The sequence below is a fragment of the Reinekea sp. genome, from assembly GCF_982785585.1.
On the sequence record NZ_CEYAVF010000023.1, the window covers coordinates 1 to 16514 of the forward strand.

Annotated in this window: 13 protein-coding genes and 4 tRNA genes; all 17 read left to right on the plus strand. The window is 50.5% G+C overall.

All coding sequences use genetic code 11. From position 1 onward, the window contains the following. Positions 1-205 precede the first annotated feature (205 nt). The 17 genes from AC4FIC_RS10180 (at position 206) to rpsG (ending at position 16510) form a co-directional block, all read left to right on the plus strand. A complete protein-coding gene (locus AC4FIC_RS10180) occupies positions 206-1198 on the plus strand; it encodes a biotin--[acetyl-CoA-carboxylase] ligase (protein WP_100258457.1) in 993 nt (330 codons plus the stop codon). Further along, positions 1192-1923: a type III pantothenate kinase gene (locus AC4FIC_RS10185; RefSeq protein ID WP_273286343.1), complete on the plus strand. Its 732-nt coding sequence runs from the start codon at positions 1192-1194 to the stop codon at positions 1921-1923. The genes AC4FIC_RS10180 and AC4FIC_RS10185 overlap by 7 nt, the downstream gene beginning before the upstream one ends. Beyond that, entirely contained in the window at positions 1920-2585 is a 666-nt protein-coding gene (locus tag AC4FIC_RS10190; RefSeq protein WP_100258455.1) for an SPOR domain-containing protein, read from the plus strand. Before AC4FIC_RS10185 ends, AC4FIC_RS10190 begins: the two co-directional genes overlap by 4 nt. A gap of 159 nt (positions 2586-2744) precedes the next feature. After that, positions 2745-2828, plus strand: a tRNA-Tyr gene (locus AC4FIC_RS10195). A gap of 18 nt (positions 2829-2846) precedes the next feature. After that, positions 2847-2920 (plus strand) — tRNA-Gly (locus AC4FIC_RS10200). Positions 2921-2931: 11 nt separating this feature from the next. Further along, a tRNA-Thr gene (locus tag AC4FIC_RS10205) sits at positions 2932-3006 on the plus strand. Positions 3007-3394: 388 nt separating this feature from the next. Next, positions 3395-3470 (plus strand) — tRNA-Trp (locus AC4FIC_RS10210). A 32-nt stretch (positions 3471-3502) separates the two neighbouring features. Then, positions 3503-3871 (plus strand): preprotein translocase subunit SecE, encoded by a 369-nt coding sequence (gene secE, locus AC4FIC_RS10215; RefSeq protein WP_100258454.1) that lies wholly within the window; start codon positions 3503-3505, stop codon positions 3869-3871. 10 nt (positions 3872-3881) lie between these two features. Further along, positions 3882-4415 carry a transcription termination/antitermination protein NusG gene (gene nusG, locus AC4FIC_RS10220; protein ID WP_100258453.1) on the plus strand — a complete coding sequence of 178 codons (534 nt, stop codon included), beginning with the start codon at positions 3882-3884 and terminating at the stop codon, positions 4413-4415. A gap of 106 nt (positions 4416-4521) precedes the next feature. Beyond that, the gene (gene rplK / locus AC4FIC_RS10225; protein WP_100258452.1) at positions 4522-4956 is read left to right on the plus strand and encodes a 50S ribosomal protein L11; all 435 of its coding nucleotides are present in this window, start codon (positions 4522-4524) and stop codon (positions 4954-4956) included. Next, positions 4956-5651 (plus strand): 50S ribosomal protein L1, encoded by a 696-nt coding sequence (gene rplA / locus AC4FIC_RS10230; protein ID WP_100258451.1) that lies wholly within the window; start codon positions 4956-4958, stop codon positions 5649-5651. Before rplK ends, rplA begins: the two co-directional genes overlap by 1 nt. A 191-nt stretch (positions 5652-5842) precedes the next feature. Beyond that, complete coding sequence (rplJ, locus tag AC4FIC_RS10235) at positions 5843-6337, plus strand: 50S ribosomal protein L10 (protein WP_100258450.1); 495 nt, start codon at positions 5843-5845, stop codon at positions 6335-6337. A gap of 70 nt (positions 6338-6407) precedes the next feature. Continuing rightward, the gene (gene rplL, locus AC4FIC_RS10240; RefSeq protein WP_100258449.1) at positions 6408-6770 is read left to right on the plus strand and encodes a 50S ribosomal protein L7/L12; all 363 of its coding nucleotides are present in this window, start codon (positions 6408-6410) and stop codon (positions 6768-6770) included. Positions 6771-7049: 279 nt separating this feature from the next. Next, on the plus strand, positions 7050-11132 hold the full coding sequence (gene rpoB / locus AC4FIC_RS10245; RefSeq protein WP_100258448.1) for a DNA-directed RNA polymerase subunit beta: 4083 nt from the start codon (positions 7050-7052) through the stop codon (positions 11130-11132). A 54-nt stretch (positions 11133-11186) separates the two neighbouring features. Next, positions 11187-15383, plus strand: coding sequence for a DNA-directed RNA polymerase subunit beta' (gene rpoC, locus AC4FIC_RS10250; RefSeq protein ID WP_100258447.1), 4197 nt, complete (start codon positions 11187-11189; stop codon positions 15381-15383). Between the two features lie 161 nt (positions 15384-15544). Further along, the gene (gene rpsL / locus AC4FIC_RS10255; protein ID WP_100258446.1) at positions 15545-15919 is read left to right on the plus strand and encodes a 30S ribosomal protein S12; all 375 of its coding nucleotides are present in this window, start codon (positions 15545-15547) and stop codon (positions 15917-15919) included. Between the two features lie 120 nt (positions 15920-16039). Continuing rightward, a complete protein-coding gene (gene rpsG, locus AC4FIC_RS10260; RefSeq protein WP_100258445.1) occupies positions 16040-16510 on the plus strand; it encodes a 30S ribosomal protein S7 in 471 nt (156 codons plus the stop codon). The last annotated feature ends 4 nt before the right edge of the window (positions 16511-16514 follow it).

Sequence of the window (16514 nt, forward strand, 5' to 3'; positions counted from 1 at the left end):
AAAAAAACGAAAAACCCGCAGTCTAACGGCTGCGGGTTTTTTTATGCCTGTTCGATTATACATATGGTGAGAGCAATGCCTGACCATGCTAATTAGCTGAACGACGACTTCGCATCTGGTATAAATATTATTTATCGCTATCCTAGGTGGCTAGTGCCAATTTGGCCTAACTAAGACAACACCTTGAACCGTCTGTATTGAATCAATGCCCAATCGCCGAGTGGAGAACGTCTTTCTGAAACAGCTGCTAACCCTATTGTCGTTGCTCCAAGGCCAAGATTTCGTGTCGGGGCAAGACTTGTCTGCGGCGCTTAATGTCTCAAGACCGACCATTGCGTCCTGGGTAAAAGACCTGGAGTCATCCGGCCTATTGATAAATAAAATCCGCGGTCGAGGCTATCGCCTACTCACCCCGATTCAGCCTATTGATTCGAAACAGGTGTCCGCAAAGTTGTCGGCGGCCGGACGTGACATATTTCCCGTTATCGATATAGTTGCGCAAACAGATTCAACCAACAAGACAGCGCTCGGCGCGGTTTACCAGCTCGATGAGTGGAAGTTATTTTCCGCAGAATTTCAGCAGGCAGGGCGTGGCCGAAGAGGCAAGGTTTGGCAGAGCCCACCCTGTACCAACCTTACTTTCAGCCTAGGGCATAGGGCCATTTTTGAGGTCGGCGTACTGTACCTATCAAGCCTGCTGGTTGGCGTAGCTGTCGCGACTGCTTTGGAGCAGGAGACCGGTTTACCGGTTCAACTCAAGTGGCCGAATGACCTCTACTGTAGAGATAAGAAATTGGCCGGCATCCTATGTGAGCTCCAAGGCAGCCCAATTGATGAAGCGACGTTGGTGATTGGCGTGGGGATTAACGTTGCGAGCGCGCCTACTGATACCGCTAACGCCGCCACGAGCTTGCTGGTCGAAACTGGGCGTCTTTTACCTCGCGATCTACTATTGGTCAAAATGGCCGAGGCGATAGTCAACACCTTTGCCGCGGCCAAGTGCTCCGGAACCTGGCCTATCCTGGCAGCCTGGCGCTCCCGTGACTTCCTTTATGGCCGCAGTATTGGTGTCCACCAAGGTGACCGCGTGACCACGGGTACGGCCCAGGGTATCGATGAAAAGGGCCAATTGATTGTCTTGGACGATTCCGGCACGCTGCGCTTGTTCAATGGTGGTGAGGTGAGTGTTAGATGGTAAATGAATCAGCAACCTTATTTTTAGATTGCGGCAATACGCGTATTAAGTATAGCCATGGCGATGATTACGGAGTCTTTGCAGACCTTGGGTCGCTGGCAAGTTTCGTCACCGATGGCTATGTGTGCGAGGTAGTGGTAGCGTCGGTGTCGCAGCAAACAGCAGAAGTAGTCGGTGTGCTCTGGGCCCAAGGTATCGAAGCTCAGGTTGCGACCGTCGTCGATGGCTTTGCCGGCCTGCGCTTGGTGTATCCTGATGTCCGTCTGCTGGGGGTGGACCGTTGGTTGGCTATGCTTGGCGCCTGCCAGCGCTTTCCGGGTCAGGACCTATGGGTTGTCGATGCCGGTACCGCATTAAAGATCGATTACCTCACCAAGGACTCCCGGCACCAAGGCGGTTCGATATCTGTTGGCTTGGCACTAGCGGCCAAAAGCCTGACCGGTAATACGGCGCACTTGCCAAAGGCCGACCTTGGCTTTAGCGCTCAACTGGGCCAGGATACTATCGGGTGCCTAAATTTCGGTATTGTCTATGGGGCGGTTGCCCTAATAGAGCAAACAGTACAGTCCTTCGGTTCTGCTAAGGCACAGGTTGTGCTCACTGGCGGCGATGCTGACACCCTTCGGCCGCATCTAACCAAGCCCATTATCCATGCGCCCAACTTGGTTTTGCAGGGTTTGAAATACTATTGGCGACTAATCAATGAGCTAAACGGAGACAGCAAATGAGATGGATTCTATTAGTGTTGGTTGTTCTCAACCTTGGTTTCGGTGGTTACCAATATTGGCTGTCAACACAACCGGCTGCACCGGCTATAAGTACCGTTGCGATGGCAACATTGAGTAATTTACAGCCCACCAAGAACCAGATAGACCGGCTCCAGCAGTCCAAGCGTCCGTCCGACAGCGCGCAAGGCGAAACCAAGCCAACGCAATGCGTGCGCATAGAGGGTTTGGTCAGTGGGCAAAGTCTTGAGGTGATTGTGTCGCGGCTGCAAGCAATCGAAATCGCGGCAATCCAAGAGCCGTCTCAGAAGGTTGTCAAAACGGATTACCAAGTAATTTTTGGGCCGTTCAAAAATAAAAGCTTGGCAAAGGAGAAGTTAACCGAGGTGGCGGCTAAGGAAATCGAAAGCTACATCATCTCTACGGGTATCAATGCCAATGCCCTATCAATGGGTATGTTTTCCAGCGAAAAGAATGCGCTACGGCAACAATCCTTGCTCGCCAGCAAGGGCGTAAATGCCTCCATTGTGAGCAAGGAGCATCGATCCGACTCGGTGAGCCTGGTGATCGACCCGATTTCGGCGGCGTTGGTGGCGGACGAGACACTGGCGTCTATCTTGTCTCAGTATGAAAAGGCAGAATATTCGCGCTACAACTGCAATTAGGCTTGCATTTTTTTTTCCCTGACCCTAATATGCGCGCCTCTTCGCAATGCGAGGAGGGAACAAAGTGATATCTTTCGTCTAAGTGCTTGTAATAACTGATAAAGTTCACAAACACTGTTGACAGTAAGAGCGCCTTACGGCACACTTTGCGCCCGTTCAGGAGGGGTTCCCGAGTGGCCAAAGGGAGCAGACTGTAACTCTGCCGCGCAAGCTTCGATGGTTCGAATCCATCCCCCTCCACCACTCTCTTATTGAGAGTTCGCGGGTATGGTACAATGGTAGAACCTCAGCCTTCCAAGCTGATGATGCGAGTTCGATTCTCGCTACCCGCTCCATAATCTGTTTCGCTCGCGTAGCTCAGTGGTAGAGCACTCCATTGGTAATGGAGAGGCCATGAGTTCGACTCTCATCGTGAGCACCATCTCGATAGTGTATTAGTAATTGTAAGGCAGGCACCTCGGTGGCTGCCTTTTCAGTTTCTGGACCACTCGCATCTTAGCAGGCTGGTCTCATTAATTTGATAGCATCGTTTCTAGCTTCGGTCCTGATAAATCCCCTAGCTTGGCACTTGTCAGTGTCTAAAATCTCGGCAACCCGAAATGGAACCTTTCAGGCTCTGGTGTTATCGCCAGATCGGGATATTTTTGCATATTTCCTAAAAAAAGATGGAAAAATTGATTTGAATTCAATAAGATGCCCAGCCTCCTCGCAACAGGACACGGCGCTAGCGGTGGTTTGTTGTAAAGGTGACAGTTAGTGCTTGAAAAGCACCGGGAGTTGGATTAAAATCCGGCGCCCAAATAAGTTATAGGCCAGTAGTTCAATTGGTAGAGCGTCGGTCTCCAAAACCGAAAGTTGCGGGTTCGAGTCCCCCCTGGCCTGCCAAATTTTTTTCACCAGCACAGGTGCTTTGCTGAATGAATGCTCAGGTTAATTCAACAAGTTCAGTCTTCGATTACTCCAAATGGTTCGTAGCCATCGTCTTGATATGTCTGGCGATTGGCGGAAACTACTATTTTTCAGCCGAGTCGTTGATCTATAGGGTGTTGGGTGTTCTTGTGTTGTTAGTAGCTGCCGTTGGTGTGGCGCTGATGACTGAAAAAGGCAAGTCGATCAATCGCCTGCGTAAAGAAGCGTGGGTAGAGGTCCGTAAGGTTGTCTGGCCAACCCGTCAAGAGACGGTACAAACAACCTTGGTCGTAATAGCGTTTGTATTGGTCGTAGCTTTGATTTTGTGGGCTGTGGATACGTTAATTGGTTGGTTAGTTTCCATGGTCATAGGATAAGGGTAGTTCAATGTCAAAGCGTTGGTATGTGGTTCACGCCTATTCTGGTTACGAAAAGCGTGTAGCGGCTTCTATAATGGAGCAGGTCGAGTTACTAGGTATGCAGGATGATTTTGGCGAGATCCTAGTGCCAACGGAATCCATCGTTGAGATGCGTGACGGCAAGAAGCGCAAGAGTGAGCGTAAGTTCTATCCTGGCTATGTAATGGTCGAGATGGCGATGAATGATGCCTCATGGCATTTGGTGAAGGGTACATCACGTGTGATGGGCTTTATTGGTGGAACGGCCGAAAAGCCGGCCCCACTAACCAGCAAAGAAGCCGACTCTATCTTACAGCGAGTCAAAGAGGGTGTCGATAAGCCGACCCAGAAGACGATTTACGAGCCAGGCGAAATGGTTCGCGTTATTGATGGGCCTTTTGCGGATTTCAACGGTACCGTTGAAAAAGTCAACTACGAGAAGAGTCGCTTGCAGGTTTCGGTCTCTATCTTCGGGCGTTCTACGCCGGTTGAATTGGAATTTTCCCAGGTCGATAAGGCCTGAGGGTAATGGTGATGCAGGGAACCTGATCGAGAGATCGGGTTTTTGGCGTCTCTGTTTTGTTATCGGGGAGCCGTAAGGCGTTTGCACCCACATTGAGGAAGCTATTATGGCTAAGAAAGTCACAGCTTATGTAAAGCTGCAAGTTAAAGCCGGTCAGGCGAATCCAAGCCCCCCGGTAGGCCCTGCGTTGGGTCAGCACGGTGTGAATATCATGGAGTTCTGCAAGGCGTTCAACGCTGAGACGCAGAAGTTGGAGCCAGGCTTGCCGGTTCCCGTGGTAATTACCGTTTACGCCGACCGTAGTTTTACGTTTGTCACTAAGACGCCGCCAGCATCTGTCTTGCTGTTAAAGTCTTTGGGCCTGAAGAGCGGATCCGCTCGTCCAAATACTGAAAAAGTAGGCACTGTATCCCGTGCACAGCTGGAAGAAATTGCAACAGCTAAAGACCCGGACCTGACTGCATCTGACATGGATGCTGCAGTGCGGACTATTGCCGGTACGGCAAGAAGCATGGGCTTGAATGTAGAGGGTGTTCTGTAATGGCTAAATTGTCTAAACGCGCACGTCTTGCGAATGAAAAAGTCGATTCCACTAAGTTGTACAGCATCGATGATGCTGTAGCGGCATTGAAAGAGCTATCAACGGTTAAGTTCGTTGAGTCTTTGGACATCGCTGTTAAGTTGGGTATCGATCCACGTAAATCCGATCAAAACGTACGCGGATCTACCGTCTTGCCACACGGCACCGGTAAGGATGTGCGTATCGCGGTTTTCGCTCAGGGCGCTAACGCCGAAGCAGCTAAAGCTGCCGGTGCAGAAGTCGTCGGCATGGAAGATCTTGCCGAATTGATGAAAGGTGGCGATCTGAACTTCGGTGTTGTTATTGCGTCTCCTGATGCAATGCGTGTTGTTGGTCAGTTGGGTCAGTTGTTGGGACCACGTGGACTGATGCCAAACCCGAAAGTCGGTACTGTGACGCCTGACGTCGCAACCGCGGTAAAGAATGCAAAAGCCGGTCAAGCGCGTTTCCGTACCGATAAAAACGGTATTATCCATGCTTGCATCGGTAAGGTAGATTTTGACCTTAGTGCCATCAAAGGCAATGCAGAAGCTCTATTAGCAGACCTCAAGCGGTTGAAGCCATCTTCTTCCAAGGGTGTTTATGTTAAGAAGATCTCCCTGACGACCACCATGGGTCCAGGTATTGCGCTTGATCAAAGTACACTAAGCGTCTAACAAACTTTGGAGCATAGATTCGTCTATGCAGTCAAAGACCGTAGGTGATGGCTGTTCGCAGCTGTCTTAATGTCCTACGCAGACGGTATACCAAGCACATTTTATATGAGCTGTTGCCGTTATAACTGGTCAGCCCGCAAGGGCTGAAAATAGGTTGACCTCTTCGGAGGTTTTAAACAGGGGATTTCTCAGTGGCACTGAATCTCGAAGGCAAAAAAGCAATTGTTGCTGCAGTAGCAGAGCAAGCTAAGAACGCGCAGTCAGCGGTTATCGCAGACTCGCGTGGCGTGGCAGTTAATGACATGACCACTCTTCGCAAGCTCGCGCGTGACAATGGCGTATGGCTGAAAGTCGTACGTAATACGCTGGCTCGCCGTGCGGTTCAAGGTACTTCTTTTGAAGGTTTGGCTGACAATTTTGTCGGTCCGACGCTGATCGCTTTTTCTATGGACCATCCCGGTGCAGGTGCACGTATCCTGGGTGAATTCGCTAAGAAGAACGAGAAGCTTGAACTTAAAGCTGCCATGTTCGAGGGTGAACTTACACCTGTCGACTTGCTAGCTAGTTTGCCAACATACAACGAAGCAATTGCAAAACTGATGATGGTCTTGAAAGAGGCTTCAGCAGGCAAGCTCGTACGTACATTGGCAGCAGTGCGCGATCAGAAAGAACAGGAAGCTGCATAAGCTTATTTCGAGCTTGGTGGTCAATTAACGGTTTAATGGGGTTCTTCCCCAACAGATTAGGAATGAAGTCATGTCTCTGACTAAAGACGATATAATCAATGCAGTTTCTGAAATGTCTGTAAAAGACATTGTTGAATTGATTAGCGCAATGGAAGAAAAGTTCGGTGTTAGTGCAGCGGCTGCTGCAGCACCTGGTGCCGTCGCTGCAGTTGCTGAAGAGCAAACTGAATTCGACGTAATCCTGGTTTCTTGCGGCGAGAAGAAAGTAAACGTGATCAAAATTGTTCGCGAAATTACTGGTCTTGGCCTGAAAGAAGCTAAAGGCGTTGTAGACAGTGCTCCAGCACCAGTGCGTGAAGCTGTGTCTAAAGAAGAAGCCGATACAGTTAAGGCGAAGCTTGAAGAAGCTGGCGCGACTGTAGAAGTTAAGTAAAACGCTACTGGGTGGCATTGCCGTCCAATATAGCGCGGCTGGTAGCCTGTTAGGTTACCGGCCTTTTCCTGTCTTACAGGAATACTATTTTCACCGGTGAATTTATTTTTGCCGGATTAGGAACAAACGCTTAGGCGTTGGGGCTCCCTATAGCGGAGCGCACAGGACGTGAAAGTCGGAGTTATTAGACCTGTCTGCTGATAACTGTAGTCCGATAAGCCGCATTTTAGCGGTTCAACCACTCAGACACACCGTTGGTGAACAAGCTGGGGATTGCTGATGGCATACTCTTACACCGAAAAAAAGCGAATCCGTAAGGATTTCGGCAAACTTGAGCCAGTAATGGATATTCCATATCTGTTGGCTATACAGTTAGATTCCTATCGTAGTTTTCTGCAGGCAGATTTTGATGCCTCAGAACGCCAAGATAGCGGTCTACATGCTGCGTTTAAATCGGTATTTCCAATTGTCAGTTATTCTGGCAACGCTGCACTTGAATATGTCAGCTATAAGCTGGGCAAACCTGCTTTTGACGTTAAAGAATGTCAATTGCGCGGGGTTACCTATGCGGCGCCATTGCGCGTGAAAGTGCGTCTTATCATCTATGATAAAGACTCACCGAGCAAAGCAATTAAGGACATTAAAGAGCAAGAAGTCTATATGGGCGAGATCCCATTAATGACCGATAATGGTACCTTTATTATTAATGGTACCGAACGAGTTGTGGTGTCCCAGCTACATCGTTCGCCGGGTGTCTTTTTTGACCATGATAAAGGTAAGACGCACAGCTCAGGCAAGTTATTGCACTCAGCTCGAGTTATCCCTTACCGTGGTTCTTGGCTGGACTTTGAATTTGATCCGAAGGATCAGGTTTTTGTTCGCATCGATCGGCGCCGTAAGTTGCCCGCGACCATCTTGTTGCGTGCTCTTGAATTAAACAATCAGCAAATTCTAGATTTGTTCTTTGACCGCGTGGAATACAAGGTTAAAGACACTGCAATCGAAATGATGATTGTGGGTGCTCGATTGAAAGGCGAAACCGCCGCATTTGAAATCAAAGATAAGAAAGGCAATGTGCTGGTCGAAGAAGGCAAGCGTATTACCGCCCGTCATATCCGCGACTTTGAAGAAGTTGGCCTGCAGTCTGCAGCAGTACCGGATTCTTACCTTTTGGGCAAAGCCCTGGCTACCGACTTGGTTGATTCCAAATCGGGTGAAATTTTGGCCAATTGCAATGATGAAATCACGCTCGATGTACTCGAGACGATTCGCACCCAAAAGATTAAGAGTTTTGAGACGCTGTACACCAACGATCTCGATTGTGGACCTTTTATTTCCGACACTCTGCGTAATGACCCTACCAGTACGCCTCTAGAGGCCCTGGTTGAAGTTTACCGCATGATGCGTCCAGGTGAGCCACCAACGAAAGAATCGGCTGAGACACTGTTTCAGAACCTGTTCTTTTCAACGGATCGCTATGACCTGTCCGCTGTTGGCCGGATGAAGTTTAACCGTCGCCTCGGTCGTGAAGACGATGAAGGTGCTGGTATTCTGAGCCGCGATGATATTGTCGAGGTTGTTAAGACCCTGATCGCGATTCGTAATGGTAATGGTCAAGTCGATGATATCGATCACTTGGGTAACCGACGGGTACGTTCGGTCGGTGAGATGGCTGAGAACCAGTTCCGTGTGGGCTTGGTTCGAGTTGAACGCGCCGTGCGTGAACGTCTGTCTATGGCCGAAAGTGAAGGTTTGATGCCACAGGATTTGGTCAACGCCAAGCCGGTTGCAGCTGCCATCAAAGAGTTTTTCGGTTCGTCTCAGCTGTCCCAGTTTATGGATCAAAACAACCCGTTGTCCGGAATTACCAATAAGCGACGTGTGTCGGCATTGGGACCCGGCGGTTTGACACGTGAACGTGCTGGTTTTGAAGTACGTGACGTGCACCCGACCCACTATGGCCGTGTTTGCCCAATTGAAACACCGGAAGGTCCAAACATCGGTCTGATCAACACTCTGGCAACCTATGCGCGTACCAACAGCTATGGTTTCCTGGAAACGCCGTACCGTAAGGTATCTGCGGGTAAGGTTAGTGATGAGATCGTTTATTTGTCGGCTATCGACGAGGCTCGCCATACCATCGCGCAGGCTAACGTTACGGTCGATGAGCATGGCATGATCCAGGGCGAATTCGTTCAGGTCCGCCATCAGAACGAGTTTACCCTGGCCCCGTTAGACAAGGTCGATATGATGGACGTGTCACCACGTCAGATCGTATCCATTGCGGCCTCGTTAATTCCGTTCTTGGAACACGATGATGCTAACCGAGCCCTGATGGGTTCGAACATGCAACGTCAAGCCGTGCCCACGCTAAAGTCAGATAAGCCTTTGGTGGGTACCGGTATCGAACGTAATGTGGCTATCGACTCCGGCGTCTGTATCGTCGCGGATCGTGGCGGCATCGTGGAATATGTCGATGCATCGCGCATCGTGGTCAAGGTCGCAGGTGATGAAATCGGTGAAGATGATGCCGGTGTCGATATTTACAACCTGACCAAATATACCCGTTCAAACCAGAACACCTGTATTAATCAGCGCACCATTGTCAATCAGGGTGATCCGATTGCACGCGGTGATGTACTTGCCGACGGCCCATCCGTCGACCTGGGTGAATTGGCTCTTGGCCAAAACATGCGCATCGCCTTTATGCCGTGGAACGGATACAACTACGAAGATTCCATCTTGGTCTCTGAGAAGGTTGTCAAAGAGGATCGCTTTACATCGATCCATATCCAGGAATTGACCTGTATTGCCCGAGACACCAAGTTAGGGCCTGAGGAAATTACCGCGGATATCCCGAACGTTGGCGAGGCCGCTCTGAACAAGCTTGACGAGTCCGGCATCGTTTACATCGGTGCTGAAGTCGGCGCAGGCGATATTCTAGTCGGCAAGGTAACGCCTAAGAGCGAAACCCAACTGACCCCAGAAGAGAAGCTGTTACGTGCGATCTTTGGTGAGAAAGCCTCTGATGTGAAAGATACCTCCCTGCGTGTTAAGGGTGGTATGCGCGGTACCGTTATCGATGTTCAGGTCTTTACCCGTGATGGTGTAGAGCGTGATCAACGTTCACGTGATATTGAGCGCCAAGCGTTGGAAGAGTTCCGCAAAGATTTGAACGCAGAATATCGTATTGTTGAAAATACGCTGTTTGAGCGTCTGACCGCTGCGTTAGTCGGCCAGCCGGTATCCGGTGGACCCGATCTTCAAAAAGGTGACGTGCTTACAGCCGAATACCTAGCCGCTTTGCCGCGTGCTGACTGGTTCAAACTGCGTATGCAGGATGAAGCCATGGCCGCACAGCTGGAGTCGGCTGAGAGCCGCTTAAAAGAGCGTAAGGTCGATCAAGAAGCTCGCTTCGACGACAAGAAACGCAAACTGCAGTCGGGTGACGATCTGCAGCCAGGCGTTTTGAAGGTGGTCAAGGTGTATCTGGCGGTTAAACGCTACATACAGCCGGGCGACAAGATGGCTGGACGTCATGGTAACAAGGGTGTTATCTCGGTGATTATGCCGGTCGAAGACATGCCTTATGATGCCAAAGGCAACCCAGTCGATATCGTGCTTAACCCGCTCGGTGTGCCTTCGCGGATGAACGTTGGTCAGATTTTGGAAACGCACCTAGGTGCCGCCGCCAAGGGTCTGGGTGACCAAATCAACGAGATGATGCTCGAGCAGCGCAGCGCAGGTGATTTACGTGACTTTATGGACCAGATTTATAACCACTCTGGTACCGGTCACCGTACTGAAACCCTCGGTGAATTTTCCGATGCGGAAATCATGGAGCTGGCAGGTAATCTGCGCGGTGGTGTACCTATTGCCACCCCGGTCTTTGATGGCGCGAAAGAAGAAGAAGTTAAGGGTCTGTTGCGTTTAGCTGGCATGGATGACAGCGGTCAGATCCAATTGTGGGATGGCCGTACTGGCGACCTATTCGAAAACAAAACGACTGTCGGTTACATGTACATGCTCAAGTTGAACCACTTAGTGGACGACAAGATGCATGCTCGTTCAACTGGCTCATACAGTCTGGTAACACAACAACCATTGGGCGGTAAAGCGCAATTTGGTGGTCAACGATTTGGTGAAATGGAAGTGTGGGCCTTAGAAGCTTACGGTGCCGCTTACACCTTGCAGGAAATGTTGACAGTGAAGTCAGATGACGTGAATGGCCGTACGAAAATGTATAAGAGCATTGTCGATGGTGATCACCGTATGGAACCTGGTATGCCGGAATCTTTCAACGTATTGGTGAAAGAGATCCGCTCGCTGGGTATCGATATGGAGCTGGAAAACGAAGAGTAATTGAATGGGCAGCCTTCGGGCTGCCCGGTTGCCAACTCCCTGCGGAGCGGAAACATGAAAGACTTACTAAACCTGCTGAAAACACAAGGCCAGGCCGAAGAATTCGATTCGATACGAATCGGACTGGCATCACCGGACATGATTCGTTCATGGTCTTTTGGTGAAGTGAAGAAGCCGGAAACAATTAACTACCGTACGTTCAAACCTGAGCGTGACGGTTTGTTCTGCGCGCGTATCTTTGGCCCAATCAAAGATTACGAATGCCTCTGTGGCAAGTATAAGCGTCTGAAGCATCGTGGTGTGATTTGTGAGAAGTGTGGCGTTGAAGTCACCCAGGCCAAGGTGCGACGTGAGCGGATGGGCCATATTGAATTGGCAGCACCGGTTGCGCACATCTGGTTCTTGAAATCACTGCCATCTCGTATTGGTTTGATGTTGGATATGACTCTGCGTGATATCGAACGGATACTCTATTACGAAAGCTTTGTAGTTATCGATCCGGGCTTGACCAGCTTGGAGCGCGGTCAATTGCTGACCGATGAAGAATACTATGAGTCGATCGAAGAGTTCGGCGATGACTTCGATGCCCGCATGGGTGCCGAAGCCGTTCAGCGTCTGCTGGAAGCCATGGATCTTGAAGGTGAGATTTCTACCCTGCGCGAAGAAATTCCCGCGACTAACTCCGAAACCAAGATCAAGAAGCTGTCCAAGCGTCTGAAGCTGCTCGAAGCCTTCCACAAGTCGGGCAATTTGCCGCAGTGGATGGTGTTGACGGTTCTGCCTGTGTTGCCCCCGGATTTACGTCCGTTGGTACCGCTTGACGGTGGCCGTTTCGCAACCTCCGATCTAAACGATCTGTATCGCCGAGTGATTAACCGTAACAACCGCTTAAAGCGCTTGTTAGAGTTGTCAGCGCCGGACATCATCGTGCGCAACGAAAAGCGTATGTTGCAAGAATCAGTTGATGCCTTGCTCGACAACGGACGTCGCGGCCGAGCCATTACCGGTTCTAACCGTCGTCCGTTGAAGTCGCTTGCCGATATGATCAAGGGTAAGCAGGGTCGTTTCCGACAAAACCTCTTGGGTAAGCGAGTCGACTATTCAGGTCGTTCGGTTATCGTGGTCGGACCAACACTGCGTTTGCATCAATGCGGTTTGCCGAAGAAAATGGCTTTGGAACTGTTCAAGCCGTTTATCTTTAGCAAGCTGGAGCACCGCGGTTTGGCGACCACCATCAAGGCCGCCAAGAAGATGGTTGAGCGCGAGGAACCGATCGTTTGGGATATCCTCGACGATGTGATTCGTGAACATCCAGTCTTGTTGAACCGCGCCCCAACCCTTCACCGTCTGGGTATCCAGGCGTTTGAACCGGTATTGATCGAAGGCAAGGCCATTAACCTGCATCCTCTCGTTTGTGCGGCTTATAATGCCGACTTCGACGGTGACCAGATGGCTGTGCACATTCCGTTGACCATTGAAGCGCAGCTCGAATCACGCGCCCTGATGATGTCGACCAACAACATTCTGTCACCGGCTTCCGGTGAGCCTATTATCGTTCCATCGCAGGACGTTGTCTTGGGTCTGTATTACATGACTCGTGCGCGTATCAATGCGAAGGGCGAAGGCATGGTGTTCTCGAACATCGAAGAAGTCCAGCGCGCCTACGGTGCTGAGCAGGTTGCCCTGCAGGCCATCGTTAAGGTCCGTATTCGCCAGGTCTTGATCGGTGATGACGGCGTTCGAGTCGAGAAGATTGCCATTGAAGACACCACAGTTGGACGTGCAATCCTGTTCTCTATCGCGCCCGATGGTATGCCATTTGACATGGTCAACCAGCCGATGAAGAAGAAAGCCATTTCCGGTTTGCTCAACGAGTGCTATCGCTCGGTGGGACTGAAGGAAACGGTGGTCTTTGCCGACCAGGTTATGTACATGGGCTTCAATTACGCGACTAAATCCGGTTCTTCTATTGGTGTGAATGACTTTGTTATTCCAAAAGCCAAGTATGTGATACTCGGCGCAGCCGAAGCGGAAGTTCAGGAAGTTGAAGAACAATTTGCTCAGGGTCTGATCACCCAGGGTGAAAAATACAACAAGGTGGTCGATCTCTGGTCACGTGCCAATGACCAAATTGCCAAAGCGATGATGGAAGGAATCTCACGAGAATTCACCACCGACCGCAATGGTAACGAAGTTGAGCAGGATTCGTTTAACGCCGTCTTTATGATGGCCGATTCCGGTGCTCGAGGCAGCGCGACGCAGATTCGTCAGCTCGCCGGTATGCGAGGCCTGATGGCTAAGCCAGATGGCTCGATCATCGAAAACCCGATTAAGGCAAACTTCCGCGAAGGCTTGTCGGTAGGTGAATACTTCATCTCCACTCACGGCGCGCGAAAAGGTTTGGCCGATACGGCACTGAAAACGGCATCGTCGGGTTACCTGACGCGTCGCTTGGTAGATGTAGCGCAAGACGTGGTGGTAACCGAAGAAGACTGTGGCACCCAGGAAGGTATTATCTTGGAGCCGGTCATCGACGGCGGCGACATCGTCTTCCCATTGAGTAAGCAGGTATTGGGTCGAGTCAATGCGGTCGATATTATCGATCCGGCGACCGACGAGATAGTGATCCCTGCAGGCACCATGCTCGATGAAAAATGGATTGAACGCATTGACCAGCTCGGTGTCGATATCATTAAGGTACGCTCATCCATCTCGTGCGAGACACGCTTTGGTATCTGTGCCCAGTGTTATGGTCGCGACCTGGCCCGTGGCCATCGGATCAATATCGGTGAGGCGGTCGGTATTATTGCCGCTCAGTCGATCGGTGAGCCTGGTACTCAGCTGACGATGCGGACCTTCCACATCGGCGGCGCGGCCTCCAGTTCTTCTGCGATCGATAACGTCCAGATCAGCCATGGCGGCAGCGTGCATTTGCACAACGTCAAGACGGTTGTCCGTGAAGACGGTCATCTGGTCGTGGTAAGCCGTTCAGGCCTGTTGGCAGTAGCCGATGAGCATGGCCGTGAGCGTGAGCGGTACAAGCTGCCGTACGGTTCTGTAGTTAGCGTTAAAGACGGCGCCAAGGTCGATTCAGGTGAGGTTGTGGTTCGTTGGGATCCGCACACTCACCCCATCGTGTCGGAGGTGGCCGGTACCATCCAATTTATTGGTATGGACGAAGGCAGCACGATCAACCGTAAGGTCGATGATTTAACCGGTGTCAGTACCGTTGAAATCATCCCCCAGGCTCAGCGTAATGCCCTCGGTAAAGAAATTCGTCCGATGATTAAATTGGTCGATGGTGAAGGTCGTGACATATTGATCGGCAGCACCAATCAGCCGGTACAGTACTTCCTGCCGGACAGCGCGCTGTTAAACCTGCATGACCGAGCAGCTGTTAAGGTCGGTGATGTATTGGCTCGTATCCCGCAAGCCAGCAGTGGCAACAAGGATATTACCGGTGGTTTGCCACGGGTTGCGGATCTATTTGAAGCCCGTAAGCCGAAAGAATCCGCCATCTTGGCGGAAATGTCCGGTACCTTTACCTTCGGTAAAGAGACCAAGGGCAAGAAGCGCATCATGATCACCCCGCACGATGGTTCTGAGCCGTATGAGGAATTGATTCCGAAATGGCGCCAGATGAACGTGTTCGAAGGTGAGAACGTCGAAAAAGGCGAAGTACTGTCTGACGGCCCAATGAACCCACACGATATTCTGCGTGTGCTCGGGGTTGAAGCCTTGGCCAAGTATGTGGTCAAGGAAATTCAGGAAGTATATCGACTCCAGGGTGTTGTCATCAACGACAAACACATTGAAGTCATTTGCCGCCAGATGCTGCGTAAAGCATTGATTACCGACAGTGGACAGACTAATTTCATCAAGGGCGACCAAGTTGAATTTATGCATCTGTTGGAAGGTAACGACTTAGCGGTCACCGAAGATAAGCAGATCGCCAAGTTTGAGCGTGTGTTGCTGGGTATCACCAAGGCATCACTGGCCACCGAGTCCTTTATCTCTGCCGCATCGTTCCAAGAAACGACGCGTGTATTGACCGAAGGTGCGGTAACCGGCAAACGCGACTATTTACGCGGTCTGAAAGAAAACGTAGTGGTAGGTCGCTTGATTCCTGCCGGTACCGGTCTTGCGTATCACGCTGAACGTAAGAAAAGACGTCTTGAACGAACCACAGCCAAGCCGACGATCAGTGCATCGGAAGTTGAAGCTGCGCTCAGTCAGGCGTTAAATAAGTAGAAAATAGCGGCGTTTGATCGGTGTTCGAGAGCCGATTAAACGCTTTCTGTTGACTACTAATTGTGCGATAACGTAGAATCGCGCACCTTTCCCGGCTACAGAGGATTTTTCCACTGTTTCTGGGCAATGTCACGAGAAGTGAAATCAGAGAAGAGGCTTAAATGGCTACAATTAACCAGCTCGTTCGTCAACCGCGTAAGCGCGTGACAGAAGCAAGCGCCGTACGGGCTCTAGAAGCGTGCCCTCAACGCCGCGGTGTGTGTACTCGCGTATACACAACTACACCTAAGAAACCTAACTCGGCCTTACGTAAAGTATGTCGTGTGCGGTTAACCAACGGTTACGAAGTGTCTTCGTATATCGGCGGTGAAGGTCACAACCTGCAAGAACACAGTGTTGTGCTGATCCGTGGTGGTCGAGTAAAAGACCTACCAGGTGTTCGTTATCATACGGTTCGTGGTGCTCTGGATACTTCCGGCGTCAACGATCGTAAGAAAGCACGCTCCAAGTACGGTACTAAACGACCAAAAAGCTAGTTTTGTTTATTTATCCAGTCTCAGAATAAGCAGTAAGGCTGAGTGCGGTACGCAGTTCCTAACGGAAGTTCGTAGCCGAATTTCAGATCTGCCTGAAGACCTAAATTAAGGGGCTTATCAATGCCAAGAAGACGCGTCGCTGCGAAGCGTGAAATCCTGCCAGATCCAAAATTTGGCAACACCCAGTTGGCTAAGTTCATGAACCACGTGATGGTTGATGGCAAGAAGTCAATTGCGGAAAAAATCGTTTACGGTGCCTTAGACATCGTAAAAGACAAGGGTCATGAAAACCCTCTCGAACTTTTCGCCAAATCACTCGAAAGTATCGCGCCACTGGTTGAGGTTAAATCTCGCCGGGTTGGTGGTGCTACTTACCAGGTTCCTGTCGAAGTTCGTCCTTCTCGTCGTGAAGCGCTTGCCATGCGTTGGTTGGTCGATGCTTCACGCGGTCGTGGCGAAAAAAGTATGCGTCAACGTCTTGCCGGTGAATTGTTAGATTCAGCAGATGGCAAAGGTTCCGCGGTTAAAAAACGTGAAGACGTGCATCGTATGGCTGAAGCCAACAAAGCATTCTCTCATTATCGCTTCTAATTCA

Excerpts from the sequence above, each read along its gene's own strand:
- AC4FIC_RS10180 (WP_100258457.1), top strand. The coding sequence starts at position 206 with ATGCCCAATCGCCGAGTGGAGAACGTCTTTCTGAAACAGCTGCTAACC.
- AC4FIC_RS10185 (WP_273286343.1), top strand. The coding sequence starts at position 1,192 with ATGGTAAATGAATCAGCAACCTTATTTTTAGATTGCGGCAATACGCGT.
- AC4FIC_RS10190 (WP_100258455.1), top strand. The coding sequence starts at position 1,920 with ATGAGATGGATTCTATTAGTGTTGGTTGTTCTCAACCTTGGTTTCGGT.
- secE (WP_100258454.1), top strand. The coding sequence starts at position 3,503 with ATGAATGCTCAGGTTAATTCAACAAGTTCAGTCTTCGATTACTCCAAA.
- nusG (WP_100258453.1), top strand. The coding sequence starts at position 3,882 with ATGTCAAAGCGTTGGTATGTGGTTCACGCCTATTCTGGTTACGAAAAG.
- rplK (WP_100258452.1), top strand. The coding sequence starts at position 4,522 with ATGGCTAAGAAAGTCACAGCTTATGTAAAGCTGCAAGTTAAAGCCGGT.
- rplA (WP_100258451.1), top strand. The coding sequence starts at position 4,956 with ATGGCTAAATTGTCTAAACGCGCACGTCTTGCGAATGAAAAAGTCGAT.
- rplL (WP_100258449.1), top strand. The coding sequence starts at position 6,408 with ATGTCTCTGACTAAAGACGATATAATCAATGCAGTTTCTGAAATGTCT.
- rpoB (WP_100258448.1), top strand. The coding sequence starts at position 7,050 with ATGGCATACTCTTACACCGAAAAAAAGCGAATCCGTAAGGATTTCGGC.
- rpoC (WP_100258447.1), top strand. The coding sequence starts at position 11,187 with ATGAAAGACTTACTAAACCTGCTGAAAACACAAGGCCAGGCCGAAGAA.
- rpsL (WP_100258446.1), top strand. The coding sequence starts at position 15,545 with ATGGCTACAATTAACCAGCTCGTTCGTCAACCGCGTAAGCGCGTGACA.
- rpsG (WP_100258445.1), top strand. The coding sequence starts at position 16,040 with ATGCCAAGAAGACGCGTCGCTGCGAAGCGTGAAATCCTGCCAGATCCA.